The organism is Kosakonia sp. R1.Fl (genome assembly GCF_023516815.1).
Lineage (GTDB): Bacteria > Pseudomonadota > Gammaproteobacteria > Enterobacterales > Enterobacteriaceae > Kosakonia.
The window spans coordinates 2,191,335-2,205,296 of the sequence record NZ_JAMGSQ010000001.1 but is presented as its reverse complement, the minus strand read 5'-3'; the positions used below and the strand labels follow the sequence as shown (position 1 = coordinate 2,205,296).

Below are 13,962 nucleotides of genomic sequence, written 5' to 3'. Positions count from 1 at the left end.
GTGTTTGCCCGCAATAGCTCAGCGGTTTTTTAGGACTCGTACCCGGTAAACGCCCTCTTCGTCCCGCTTCGCGCCATGAATATCCGTCTCAAAACCGGGATAGTGGCGGCCAATAGCGCAAAGCATCAGCAGGAAATCCAGCACGGCTCTGCTCGCTTCGGTGATCATTTCGCCGGGCATCACCAGCGGCACGCCTGGCGGATAAGGCAGGATCATATTCGCCGAAATCCGCCCGATCAGCCGTTCCAGCTCAATAGTTTCCACTTCGCCCTGAATTTGCCGCTGCCAGGCCTGATGCGGCGTCAGTTTCATTTCCGGTAATACATCAAACGCTTGCAGCATTAAACGTGGAAGATCGTGCTGGCGGATGAGCTTATGGATCCCCTGCGCCAGATCCTGAATGCGCATATTGCGGTAGAAATCCGGATCTTCGGCGTAGAGATCCGGCAGCATATTCTTCACGCGCAGATTCAGATCGTAAGCGCGTTTAAACTCCATCAACCCACGCAGCAAACCCATCGCGCGGGTTTTATCAATGCCAATACTGAATAAAAACAGCAGGTTATATGGCCCGGTTTTCTCAACCACCACACCGCGCTCATCGAGGAACTTCGCCACCAGCGCCGCCGGGATCCCGTCGTCACTCATGTTCCCCAGCTCGTCCATGCCCGGCGTCAGAATGGTCACTTTAACCGGATCGAGAAACATATGGTCGGCATCCGCATCGCGAAAACCGTGCCATGCTTCCCCGGGCGCAACCGGCCAGCAGTCCGCCTCTTCAATCTCTTCTGGCTGCCAGATATCAAAGAACCAGCCATCGGCTTCATCTTTCAGCCGCTGAACTTCTTTACGGAAATGCAGCGCACGCTCGACGGAACGGTTAATCAGACGTTTGCCGGGATTGCCACGCAGCATCGCAGCCGCCGTTTCGATAGAGGCCACCAGCGGATAACTCGGCGAGGTGGTGGTGTGCATCATAAATGCTTCGTTAAAGGTGTCTTCATCATATTCACCTTTAATATGAATCAGCGATGCCTGTGAAAATGCCGCCAGCATTTTGTGCGTCGACTGGGTTTCAAAGAACACTTTTCCCGGCACCCGCTCGCCGCTCATGCCGCTTTTCCCGGCGTAAATCGGGTGGAAATTGGTATAAGGAACCCAGGCAGAATCGAAGTGGATCGACGGCACATCAAGCGTCTTTTTGATCCAGTCAGTGTTATACAACAGTCCGTCATAAGTGGAGTTGGTGATCACCGCATGTACCGGCCAGCGCGCGCCCGCCGTTTTTGCCACCTTCTGTTCGATGCTGGCATGGGTAAATTCGCGTCGTGGAATACCTCCCAAAATTCCCAATGCATTGCGCTCGGGTTTCAGCCATAGCGGCGTAACGTCGCTCATCATCAGCAGATGTGCCAGTGACTTATGGCAGTTACGATCAATCAACAATGTGCTGCCGGCCGGTGCGGCATACATGCCGACGATTTTATTCGAGGTCGAGGTGCCGTTGGTCACCATGTAGCTCTGCTCCGCGCCAAAGGTGCGGGCGATATACTCTTCGGCTTCCAGATGCGGGCCTGTGTGATCCAGTAACGAGCCCAATTCCGTGACCGAAATAGAGACATCTGCTTTTAACGTATTGCCACCGAAAAAATCGTAAAAAAGACAGCCAACCGGGCTTTTCTGATAAGCCGTGCCCGCCATATGCCCCGGCGTACAAAAGGTATATTTGCCTTCTTTAACGTAGGTAAACAGCGCGCGGGTAAACGGCGGCGTGATGGTTTCGAGATACTCGCGGGTGTACTGACCGATACGCGTAGCAATATCCTCGGACACACCCAGCGCATACTCGAAAAACCACAGCGCCATGCGCATATCCTGGATGCTGATATCCATCGTCGAGTGGGTGTTGATAAAGGCGTACAGCGGGAGATATTCATTAAGCTGATTGATTTCGCTGCACAGATCGAGGGAGTACTCATCCCAGTCAAAGATAACGCCGCAGATACGCGGGTTGTGTTCGATAAATTTCAGTAAGTCGGTGCTGTTTTGCGGCCAGATAAGTTGAAAGCCCTGGGCCTGTAATGCCTGCTCCAGCTCCTTAATTGGCTCATCTTTATAGAAAACGCCATGTGGTCCCATGATGGCAATAATATTCACGGCTACCTCCGTTAAAAACCTTAGCTAAGCATAGTTGAGGTAAACGGCAGGTATAAAAAAAGCCGCACAGCGGTGCGGCTTTTCAGAGTGGGATGAGGATCAGGCGTACCCGTAGCTCATCAGACGCTGGTAACGGCGGTTACGCAGATCGTCTTTGCTCAGCACATCCAGATCGGCCAGATCGGCCAGCAGTTGCGCTTTCAGCGACGCCGCCATCGCTTCCTGGTTACGGTGAGCGCCGCCCAGCGGTTCCGGGATGATCGAGTCGATCAATTTCAGCTCTTTCAGACGCGGAGCGATAATCCCCATCGCTTCGGCAGCCAGCGGCGCTTTGTCGGCGCTTTTCCACAGAATTGATGCGCAGCCTTCCGGAGAGATAACAGAATAGGTGCTGTATTGCAGCATATTCACTTTATCGCCCACGCCAATTGCCAGTGCGCCGCCGGAGCCGCCTTCGCCAATCACGGTGCAGATAACCGGCACGCTCAGGCGGGACATTTCACGCAGGTTACGCGCGATCGCTTCAGACTGACCACGCTCTTCCGCGCCCACGCCCGGATAAGCACCCGGCGTGTCGATAAAGGTAATGATCGGCATGTTGAAGCGTTCTGCCATTTCCATCAGGCGCAGCGCTTTGCGATACCCTTCCGGTGCCGGCATACCGAAATTACGGCGGATTTTCTCTTTGGTTTCGCGGCCTTTCTGGTGGCCGATGATCATCACCGGACGCCCATCCAGACGCGCGATACCGCCAACAATGGCTTTATCGTCAGCGTAAGCACGATCGCCAGCCAGTTCGTCGAACTCGTCGAAAGCCAGGCGGACATAATCCAGGGTGTATGGACGCAGCGGATGGCGAGCCAACTGCGCGACCTGCCATGCGCCAAGATCGGCGAAAATTTTACGTGTCAGCTCAACGCTTTTCTCACGCAGACGATGCACTTCTTCGTCGATGTTAATATCCAGTTTTTCATCCTGACGGCCAACGGCGGTCAGAGAATCGATTTTCGCTTCCAGCTCAGCAATCGGCTGTTCGAAATCAAGGAAATTCAGACTCATAGTATTCCTGTATTAGTCAAACTCCAGTTCCACCTGCTCCGAACCTATGAGGCCACGCAGATCGTTGAGTAAACGATCGCTCGGAGAGACACGCCACGTTGCGCCGAAGCGTAATCGCGCGCGCGCATCCGTCCTCTGATAGTAGAGATGTACTGGAATGGTTCCCGAACGGTGGGGTTCCAGAGACTGACGGAGTCGGTTTAAAAGCTGGTCATCAATTTGCCTGTCCGTCAGCGAGATAGCAAGCCCACGGGCATATTTTTCCCGGGCTTCGTCAATGTCCATCACTTCGCGGGCGGTCATTTTAAGCCCCCCACTGAAGTCATCAAAGCTGACCTGTCCGCTGACGATAAGTATGCGGTCTTTTTCCAGCAGTTGCTGGTATTTATCCAGGGCGTCAGTGAACAACATCACTTCAAGACGCCCGGAACGGTCATCCAGGGTACAGATGCCGATACGATTGCCGCGCTTGGTGACCATAACCCGCGCGGCAATGACGAGCCCCGCCGCCGTGGTCACTTTCCCACGTTCGGTCGGATGCATGTCTTTCAGCCGGTAGCCTCCGACATAGCGCTCAATTTCTTTTAAATACTGGTTAATCGGGTGACCTGTCAGGTACAACCCTAACGTTTCACGCTCACCATCCAGCACAACCTGTTCCGGCCACGGCTGGCAGCTGGCGTAGGACTGCTCAATCTGCTCCGGCTCTTCTGCCAGCACACCAAACATATCCGCTTGCCCAATCGCCTCGGCTTTCGAGTGCTGATCGGCGGCTTTCAGCGCATCGCCCAGCGCGTTCATTAGCGCAGCGCGATGCGGGCCAAGGCGATCAAACGCCCCGGACATAATTAGCTTTTCCAGTACCCGACGATTGAGTTTTTTGATGTCGGTACGAGCGCAAAGATCGAACAGTTCACGGAAATAGCCGCCGTTGTTACGCGCTTCAATGATCGCCTCGATCGGGCCTTCACCCACGCCTTTGATCGCGCCAATGCCGTAAACAATTTCGCCATCGTCATTGACGTGGAAATGGTACAGACCTGAGTTGATATCCGGCGGCAGAATTTTCAGCCCCATGCGCCAGCACTCATCGACCAGGCCAACCACTTTCTCGGTGTTGTCCATATCGGCAGTCATTACCGCCGCCATAAACTCGGCCGGATAGTGCGCCTTCAGCCACAGCGTCTGGTACGACACCAAAGCATAGGCGGCAGAGTGCGATTTGTTAAATCCGTAACCTGCGAATTTTTCCACCAGGTCGAAGATTTTCATCGCCAGTTCGCCGTCGATACCGTTTTTCTTCGCGCCATCTTCAAAAATCGAGCGCTGCTTGGCCATCTCTTCCGGCTTTTTCTTACCCATCGCACGGCGCAGCATATCCGCGCCGCCAAGCGTGTAACCCGAAAGCACCTGCGCAATCTGCATCACCTGTTCCTGATACAAGATGATGCCATAGGTTGGCTCCAGCACCGGCTTCAGGCTCTCATGCTGCCATTGAACATCAGGGTAAGAGATCTCTTCCCGCCCGTGTTTACGGTCGATAAAGTTATCCACCATGCCCGATTGCAGCGGCCCCGGACGGAACAGCGCCACCAGTGCGATCATATCTTCGAAGCAGTCAGGCTGCAGGCGTTTGATCAGGTCTTTCATGCCGCGGGATTCAAGCTGGAAAACCGCCGTGGTTTCCGAGCGTTGCAGCATGTCGAAACTTTTCTTGTCATCCAGCGGAATAGCGGCGATGTCCAGCGGCGGCTCGCCGTTCTTCTCGCGCCGGGCGTTAATCATCTCCAGCGCCCAGTTAATGATGGTCAGCGTACGCAGCCCAAGGAAGTCGAACTTCACCAGACCCGCATATTCCACGTCGTTTTTATCGAACTGGGTAACCGGGTGCTGACCGGCTTCATCACAATATAACGGTGCAAAGTCGGTGATTTTGGTTGGCGCGATAACCACACCACCGGCGTGTTTCCCGGCGTTTCGCGTCACCCCTTCCAGCTTGCGCGCCATATCGATCAGCGCTTTGACCTCTTCGTCGGCCTCGTAAATTTCCGGCAGTTGCGGTTCGGCTTCAAACGCTTTGGCCAGCGTCATACCCGGATCGGGTGGCACCAGTTTTGAAATTCGGTCGACAAAGCCATACGGGTGACCCAGCACACGACCAACGTCACGGATAACCGCTTTCGCCGCCATGGTACCAAAGGTGATGATCTGCGATACCGCATCGCGCCCGTACATATCCGCCACGTGCTCGATAACCTGGTCGCGTTTTTCCATGCAGAAATCGACGTCGAAGTCAGGCATTGACACACGTTCCGGGTTAAGGAAACGTTCGAACAGCAGGTCAAATTCCAGCGGATCGAGGTCGGTAATTTTCAGCGCATACGCCACCAGCGAACCCGCACCAGAACCACGTCCCGGCCCTACCGGCACACCGTTGTCTTTCGACCACTGGATAAACTCCATCACGATGAGGAAGTAGCCCGGGAACCCCATCTGGTTGATAACCTGGAGTTCAATATCGAGACGTTCATCGTAAGGCGGGCGCTTTTCAGCACGCACGTTCTCATCCGGGAAGAGGAATGCCAGTCGTTCTTCCAGCCCCTCTTTGGATTTCGCCACGAGGAAATCCTCGGTAGTCATATCCCCCGTCGGGAACTTCGGCAGGAAGTATTCGCCCAGACGCACGGTGACATTACAGCGTTTGGCGATTTCGACCGTGTTCTCCAGCGCTTCCGGGATATCCGAGAAGAGCTCGCACATCTCCTCTTCGCTGCGCATGTATTGCTGCGGCGAATAGTTACGCGGGCGTTTGGGATCGTCGAGGGTAAAACCGTCGTGGATCGCGACGCGGATCTCATGGGCGTCGAAGTCGCCGGCATCAATAAACCGCACATCGTTGGTCGCAACAACCGGCAAGTCATGCTCTTCTGCCAGTGCGACAGCGGCATGCAGGTAAGACTCTTCGTCCGCTCGCCCGGTACGGATCAGCTCCAGGTAGTAGCGATCGTGAAAATGGGTTTTATAGAACTCAAGACACTGTTCAACCAGTGCGCTATTGCCGCGCAGCACGCTTTTACCCACGTCGCCCATGCGCCCGCCGGAAAGCAGAATCAGCCCTTCATTGAGCTCCAGCAGCCAGTCGCGGTCAATCCATGGGCCGAGCGCGCCATAACCACGCTGGTAGGCGCGCGAAATAAGCAGCGTCAGGTTTTGATAACCGGTGTTGTTGATAGCGAGAACGGTAAGCTGCGTCAGTTCGTCACCAAGCAGATCGCTTTGCACATGAAAATCAGCACCGACGATAGGCTTCATCCCGGCACCGTGCGCCGTTCCGTAAAACTTCACCAGACCACACAGGTTGGTAAAATCGGTGATCGCCAGCGCAGGCATGCCGAGCGCGGCCGCCTTTTTCACCAGCGGTCCGGTTTTCGCCAGCCCGTCAATCATGGAATAGTCGCTATGCACCCGCAGGTGTACGAAACGTGGTTCAGCCATTTTTAGATCCCAGCCTGGTTTATTTCACGTTCACAAGAATCAGGACGCAAGACCCAACGCGCGTTTGACCGGCGCAAAGCTGCGTCGGTGATGCTCGGTTGCGCCGTGCTCCGCCAGTCTCTCCAGATGGAAAGCCGTAGGATAGCCTTTATGCTGCGCAAAGCCATATTGCGGAAAAATGATATCGAGTTCGGCCATCTCCGCATCGCGGGTCACTTTGGCGAGAATCGACGCGGCGCTGATTTCTGCGACACGGCTATCGCCTTTTACCACCGCCAGCGAAGGCATCGGCAAAACCGGACAACGGTTACCGTCGATCAGCACGAACTCGGGCGCGATCGCCAGCCCGGCAACAGCGCGCTGCATCGCCAGCATGGTGGCATGCAAAATGTTCAACGCGTCGATTTCATGCGGCTCCGCGCGGCCAAGGCTCCAGGCCAGCGCCTTCTCTTTGATCTCATCGCAGAGCGACAAACGGCGTTTTTCGGATAATTTTTTAGAATCGTTCAGACCGACAATAGGACGCTTGGGATCGAGGATCACCGCTGCTGTTACTACCGCGCCCACCAGCGGGCCGCGACCGACTTCATCCACACCCGCGACCAAATGCGTATGCGGATAAACAAACTCTATCATTGTGCTAACTCCAGTACGGCGTCAGCCGCCTGTTCATCGGCATTGCAGCGAATCTGCAAATGCAATTCGCGGAAAATGTCGTGCATCTCGTGGCTGGTTTTGCCGTTGGCCAGTAAGGGTTCCAGCGCGGCAGCAAGCGCCCGGGGATTGCATTCATCCTGGAGCAACTCTTTAACCAGCTCACGCCCGGCAAGCAGGTTTGGCAGCGACACATAGGGCGTTTTTACCAGACGTTTTGCCAGCCAGAAAGTGAATGGCTTCATACGATAGCCAACTACCATCGGGCATTTCGCCAGCATGCACTCCAACGCAGCGGTTCCCGAGGCCAGCAGCGCGGCGTCTGCGGCGATCATCGCTTCCCGCGCCTGGCCATCAAGCATATGCACTGGCAGCTCGGGTGCGACTTCCGCTTTAATGCGCTCAAACTGTTCACGCCGTTTCGCATTGACCAACGGCACAATCACTTCAAGATCGGGGTAGCGCTCACGCAGCAACTGGGCGGTACGCAGGAAGCCCGCACTCAGCATTTCGACTTCCGCCCCGCGGCTGCCCGGCAGTAAAGCCAGACAATGCACGTTATCGGCAATCCCCAGGTGCGCCCGCGCCGCGTTCTTATCGGGATCCAGCGGCATGGCATCCGCCATGGTATGGCCGATAAAACGACACGGTACGTTAAATTTATCGTAAAACGCTTTTTCGAAAGGCAGAAACGCGAGCACCAGGTTGGTGGCTCTGCCGATTTTGAAAACGCGTTTTTGTCGCCACGCCCAGACGGACGGACTGACATAGTGGATGGTTTTAATACCCTGCTTTTTCAGATTGCCTTCGAGGGTAATATTGAAATCCGGCGCGTCGATGCCGACAAAGACATCCGGTTTCAGTTCGCTAAAACGACGGGTTAAATCGGCGCGGATATGCAGCAGACGGCGCAAACGCCCCAGCACCTCAACGATGCCCATTACCGCCAGCTCTTCCATTTCATACCAGGCTTCGCAGCCTTCGGCCTGCATACGCGGCCCTGCGACGCCGACAAAACGAGCATTCGGCAGGCGAGCTCGCAGCGCGCGAATAAGACCGGCACCAAGAATATCGCCGGAGGTTTCTCCGGCGACGAGGGCTATCGTAAGAGGACGCGCGTCGATCATTAACGGATCAAACCACGAGTTGAGCGCTCAAAGAACTGCATAAATGCGTCAACTTCCGGGTGCTTCGCAGCAAGCTCAGCAATTTCCGGTTTCGCCTCTTCCAGCGTTTTACCGCTGCGGTACAGCAATTTGTACGCATTACGAATAGCCACTAACGCTTCTCTGCTAAAGCCGCGACGTTTCAGACCTTCAATGTTCACACCAAACGGTGTGGCATGGTTGCCCTGAGCGATCACGTAAGGCGGTACGTCCTGGGCAACGCCAGAACAGCCGCCAACCATCACGTGTGCACCGATAATGCAGAACTGATGCACTGCGGTCATGCCGCCGATGATTGCAAAGTCGTCGACGGAAACATGCCCCGCCAGCGTTGCGTTATTTGCGAGGATACAGCGATTTCCAACGGTGCAATCGTGCGCAACGTGCGCGTTGATCATCAGCAGGTTATCGCTGCCCACCTTCGTCAATCCACCACCCTGTACTGTGCCACGGTGGATGGTGACGCTTTCGCGGATGCGGTTGCGATCGCCAATTTCCACACGAGTCGGTTCACCAGCATATTTCAAATCCTGGTTCACCTCGCCGATGGAGGCGAACTGATAAATCTCGTTGTCACGACCAATAGTCGTATGACCATTCACCACGACATGAGATTTCAGTACGGTACCCTCACCAATTTCAACGTGAGGTCCCACAATACAAAATGGGCCAATGTGAGCGTTAGCACCAATAACGGCACCGTCTTCAACAATGGCAGTAGGATGAATAAAGGCGGTTTTATCAATCACGTATCAGGCCTCCCGGCTACGTGCACACATCATAGTAGCTTCACAAACAATTTTACCGTCTACCAGCGCAACCCCTTTAAAACGGGTCAGGCCACGGCGGGTTTTTTCGAAAGTGACTTCCATGATCATCTGATCGCCTGGCACAACAGGACGCTTAAAGCGCGCTTCGTCGATACCGGCGAAGTAATACAGCTCACCCGGCTCCAGTTTACCAACGCTTTTAAACGCCAGAATGCCGGTTGCCTGCGCCATGGCTTCAAGGATCAGCACGCCCGGGAAAATCGGTTTGCCAGGGAAGTGCCCCTGGAAAAACGGCTCGTTTACCGAAACATTTTTGACTGCGCGCAGAAAACGACCTTCTTCAAAATCCAGCACGCGATCAACCAGTAAGAACGGGTAGCGGTGCGGCAGAAGCTCCAGGATCTCTTCAATGTGCAGAGTATGAGTGTCAGTAGTCAAAATACTCTTCCTGTCCAAATATACTAAAAGGCAATAATAACACGGCCCGCGGCAATCATAAGAATGCCAACAGGCCGGGAAGTATATACACTTTATTCTTCGAGGTGCAGAGGCTTTTCTGTCCCGCGAATTCTTCTGTGTACAAGCGTTATGCGGATGAATTATTCGTCTTGTTGATTAACCTTGCGCTCGATAGCTTTCAGGCGCTTGCTCATATCATCAATATTCATCACCAGGGCTGCGGTTTTTCGCCACACTTTGTTCGGTTGCAGCGGGATACCTGAGGAGTAAATACCCGGCTCAGTGATAGGACGCATGACCATCCCCATCCCCGTTACGGTAACCTTGTCGCAAATTTCCATGTGCCCGTTGATTACGCTGGCGCCGCCAATCATGCAATAGCGACCAATTTTTAAACTACCCGCCATGATGACGCCACCGGCAACCGCAGTATTGTCGCCAATCACAACGTTATGTGCAATCTGACACTGGTTATCAATGATGACGCCGTTCCCAATGCAGGTATCATCCAGCGCACCACGATCGATGGTCGTACATGCACCGATCTCAACGTTGTTGCCGATAATGACGCGACCAAGCTGTGGGATTTTAACCCAGTTGCCACGATCGTTGGCATAGCCAAAGCCATCGGAACCTATCACCGTGCCGGATTGGATCAGGCAATTTTCACCGATCTCAATCTCATGGTAAATGGATACATTGGCCCACAGACGCGAACCCGCGCCAATTTTCGTATTTTTCCCAACGAAGCAACCCGGGCCGATGACCACGTTATCGCCCAGGCTAACGCCAGATTCGATCACGGCGTTCGCGCCAATTGCTACGTTGCTACCCAGCTGAGCCGTAGGATCAATCACTGCTCCTGGCGCGATGTTCTGCGCAGGCTGCGGCGTGGTATCAAGAATTTGCGCCATACGTGCGTAGGTCAGGTACGGATTTTTTACGACCAGCGCAGCGCTGTTGGCAAAGGGAAGATCGTCCTGCGTCATTACAACGGCAGAGGCCTGACATGCGGTCAGGTGTTCACGGTACTTAGGATTGACCATGAAAGTGATGTGGCCCGCTACGGCAGATTGCATGGACGCAACGCCGGTGATGACGATATCGCCATCACCGTGTAGTTCTGCATCCAACTGCTGAGCTAAATCAGCCAGTCGAATTGAAGGCATTACTTATTTAACCTGTTTCAGTACATCAGCGGTGATGTCTTTTACATCGTTGCTGTTGTAAATAACGGCGTTGGAAGGAATAACCAGATCAACACCCTGATCAGAAGCCACTTTTTTCACTGCGGTCTGGATACGAGTCACCAGCTTGCCGCGTTCTTCATTAGAGCGACGAGCCTGATCCTGCTCGAAAGCCTGCGCTTTTTGAGCGAATGCCTGGCGACCAGAAGTGATGTCTTTTTCCAGCTTGCTGCGATCGCTTGCCTTCATCGTGGAACCATCGCGCTGCAAACGCTGTGCTTTTGCTTGCAGGTCGGATTCCATGCTTTGCAGTTCGCTCGCGCGACCGCCGAATTCGTTTTTCATGGTCTGAGAAACGCCGGAAGTCTGCGCAACCTGCTGCAGCAGGCTACCCATATCAACAATCGCAATTTTGTCAGCGGCCTGAGCTGACGCAGCCATTGCCAAACCGAAACCTGCAGCTAATAACAACTTTTTCACAATTAACTCCTTACCATCCCGTTTGTACCCGGAGGTACAGTTCTTTGCGTGGCCGGGCTTTCCATTGAAAGCCTCAGCCATCACTACACTGCTGGTGCATTCCATTGCAGTACGGCGTTACCAGGTTTTACCGATGTTAAACTGGAACTGTTCCGCTTTGTCTCCATCGTACTTTTTAAACGGCTGGGCGTAGGAGAAAACCAACGGCCCCAATGGGGACATCCATTGTAATGCGATACCGGCAGACATGCGGATATTGCTCGGATCGCTATAATCCGGTATACCCAGCGCTTTCATCTGCGCGGTATTTTGCCAGTTTGTATCCCACACGCTACCCGCATCCCAGAAGAATGAGGTCCGCACAGAGTTGGCGTATTTATCACTGATAAACGGCGTCGGTGTAATCAGCTCAGCACTAACAACGCCCATTGCGTTACCGCCCACCGCATCATCAGACTTACAGAGTGAGCCTGCAACAGTGTTCTTACAGTTGCTCTGGTTGTTTCCGCCGTAGTAAACCGCTTTCGGACCAATGTTGTTGGACTGGAAGCCACGCACGGTGCTGGAGCCACCTGCGTAGAAGTTCTCATAGAACGGCATCTCTTTGCCACCTAAACCATCACCGTATCCCCAACGTGTACGACCTAAGACCACCCATTTGTGATCGTCGTCAATCGGGAAGTAGGAAGCGGTGTCGACAGTAACTTTGTAGAACTCATTATCTGAGCCCGGAACCGTCACTTTACCGTTCAGGTTGACGCGCGAACCTTTCGTCGGGAAATAACCACGGTCAAGGTTGTTGTAAGTCCAGCCGTAGTTAAAGGTGAAATCATCCGCCGAATAACCGTTGCTGTCGTTCTGCGTGCTGGCATTCTGCCCCACGGAATCCAGATAACGCCACATTGCCACCTGCGGTTCCATCTTCGACAGGCTGTTATGAACATAGCCTAAGCCAGCTCGCAGCGTGTTGTATTCGTTGATCGGGAAACCGAGCGTACCATCAAGGCCGTAGCTCTTGTTGGTATACGACGACAGATCCGCATCGTCAGCTTTAAAGTCGTTATAGAAGATACGACCGCCGAGGCTCACGCCATCAACCGTAAAGTACGGGTTGGTGACAGAGAACTCAGAGTAAGTCTGGTAGTCGTTTTTAGTTCCGCTGATACCAACGGAATAACCGGTACCTAACCAGTTATCCTGCTGAACGCCAACCTGGAAGCTGACGCCGCTTTCGGTACCGTAGCCAACGCCGAAGTTGAAGCTACCGGTGTTACGCTCTTTCACCTTATAGACGACATCAACCTGGTCCGGGCTACCCGGGATACGCTGGGTTTCCGTATCAACAGTTTCAAAATAGCCCAAACGGTTCAGACGCTCTTTACCCTGATCAACCAGATCGCTGCCCAGCCACGCCCCTTCCATCTGGCGCATTTCGCGACGCAGTACGGAATCTTTAGAAGTGTCGTTACCTTCAAAGCGGATCTTACGCACGTAGAAGCGGTTGCCAGCATCAACGTTGATATGCAGTTTAACCGTTTTGTCCGTGTCGTTGATTTCAGGCTGCGATTGAACGCGCGGGTAGGCATAACCATAGCGACCAAGAAGCTTTTTAATGTCATCTTCCATTTTGGTTACTTTAGCGCCGTTATACAGCTCGCCCGGCTCGATTTTGGTCAGGCTTTCAATTTCCGCAGAGTGTCCTGCGAGATTACCGCTAACCTGCACACCAGAGAGTTTGTACTGATCTCCCTCGGTCACGTTAACCGTAATGTAAATGCCTTTTTTGTCCGGCGTCAGGCTAACCTGCGTCGAATCAATGTTGAAACGTGCGTAACCGCGATCCAGATAGTAGCTACGCAGCGTTTCCAGGTCGCCCGCCAGTTTCTGTTTCTGGTATTTACGATCGCCGACAACGTTCCACCACGGCACTTCATCACGCAGCTGGAATGTGGAGATCAGCTGTTCCGTCGTGAAGGCATGGTTGCCGACAATATTGATCTGTTGGATTTGCGCGGAAACGCCTTCCTGGAAGACCAGCTTCAGGTCAACGCGGTTACGCGGCAATGGGGTGACGACAGCTTTGACGCTGGCGCTGTACTTACCCACGCTGTAGTAGAAGTCTTCCAGCCCTTTTTCGATATCGGAGAGGGTGGTGCGATCCAGTGATTCACCCACACGGACGCCAGAAGCTTCAAGGTTCTGTTTCAGCATGTCATCTTTTACCGACTTGTTGCCGGAGAAGGTGATGCTGGCGATTGTCGGGCGTTCTTTCACCTGAACGAGGAGCGTATCACCATCACGCAGGACACGAACATCCTCGAAGTTGCCGGTGGCAAACAACGCGCGAATGGTGTTACTGATATCTTCATCATTCACCGTATCGCCAGGACGAACTGGCATACTGAGGAGGGCCGCACCAACGGCGACACGCTGTAGGCCTTCGAAATGAATATCCTTCACTACGAATCCATCAGCACCGTATACGGTGGCGCTGCTAAACAGCAGCGACGCTATGAGCAACTTTTTCATCGCCAT

General features: G+C 53.8%; 10 protein-coding genes. All 10 read right to left on the bottom strand.

Going from position 1 to position 13,962, the window contains the following annotated elements; translation table 11 throughout:
• Nucleotides 1-18: 18 nt before the first annotated feature.
• Complete coding sequence (locus M8Q36_RS10195) at nt 19-2,157, bottom strand: lysine decarboxylase LdcC (protein WP_249880793.1); 2,139 nt, start codon at nt 2,155-2,157, stop codon at nt 19-21.
• A gap of 99 nt (nt 2,158-2,256) precedes the next feature.
• On the bottom strand, nt 2,257-3,216 hold the full coding sequence (gene accA / locus M8Q36_RS10190; RefSeq protein WP_249880792.1) for an acetyl-CoA carboxylase carboxyl transferase subunit alpha: 960 nt from the start codon (nt 3,214-3,216) through the stop codon (nt 2,257-2,259).
• A 12-nt stretch (nt 3,217-3,228) separates the two neighbouring features.
• Nucleotides 3,229-6,711 carry a DNA polymerase III subunit alpha gene (dnaE, locus tag M8Q36_RS10185; protein WP_249880791.1) on the bottom strand — a complete coding sequence of 1,161 codons (3,483 nt, stop codon included), beginning with the start codon at nt 6,709-6,711 and terminating at the stop codon, nt 3,229-3,231.
• 39 nt (nt 6,712-6,750) lie between these two features.
• Nucleotides 6,751-7,347 carry a ribonuclease HII gene (gene rnhB / locus M8Q36_RS10180; protein ID WP_249880790.1) on the bottom strand — a complete coding sequence of 199 codons (597 nt, stop codon included), beginning with the start codon at nt 7,345-7,347 and terminating at the stop codon, nt 6,751-6,753.
• Nucleotides 7,344-8,492 (bottom strand): lipid-A-disaccharide synthase, encoded by a 1,149-nt coding sequence (gene lpxB, locus M8Q36_RS10175; RefSeq protein WP_249880789.1) that lies wholly within the window; start codon nt 8,490-8,492, stop codon nt 7,344-7,346. The genes rnhB and lpxB overlap by 4 nt, the downstream gene beginning before the upstream one ends.
• Complete coding sequence (lpxA, locus tag M8Q36_RS10170) at nt 8,492-9,280, bottom strand: acyl-ACP--UDP-N-acetylglucosamine O-acyltransferase (protein ID WP_065369271.1); 789 nt, start codon at nt 9,278-9,280, stop codon at nt 8,492-8,494. The genes lpxB and lpxA overlap by 1 nt, the downstream gene beginning before the upstream one ends.
• 3 nt (nt 9,281-9,283) lie before the next feature.
• Nucleotides 9,284-9,739 carry a 3-hydroxyacyl-ACP dehydratase FabZ gene (gene fabZ / locus M8Q36_RS10165; RefSeq protein ID WP_017458006.1) on the bottom strand — a complete coding sequence of 152 codons (456 nt, stop codon included), beginning with the start codon at nt 9,737-9,739 and terminating at the stop codon, nt 9,284-9,286.
• Nucleotides 9,740-9,900: 161 nt separating this feature from the next.
• On the bottom strand, nt 9,901-10,929 hold the full coding sequence (lpxD, locus tag M8Q36_RS10160) for a UDP-3-O-(3-hydroxymyristoyl)glucosamine N-acyltransferase (RefSeq protein ID WP_020456612.1): 1,029 nt from the start codon (nt 10,927-10,929) through the stop codon (nt 9,901-9,903).
• 3 nt (nt 10,930-10,932) lie between these two features.
• A complete protein-coding gene (skp, locus tag M8Q36_RS10155) occupies nt 10,933-11,427 on the bottom strand; it encodes a molecular chaperone Skp (RefSeq protein ID WP_020456611.1) in 495 nt (164 codons plus the stop codon).
• A gap of 117 nt (nt 11,428-11,544) precedes the next feature.
• A complete protein-coding gene (gene bamA, locus M8Q36_RS10150) occupies nt 11,545-13,962 on the bottom strand; it encodes an outer membrane protein assembly factor BamA (RefSeq protein ID WP_249880788.1) in 2,418 nt (805 codons plus the stop codon).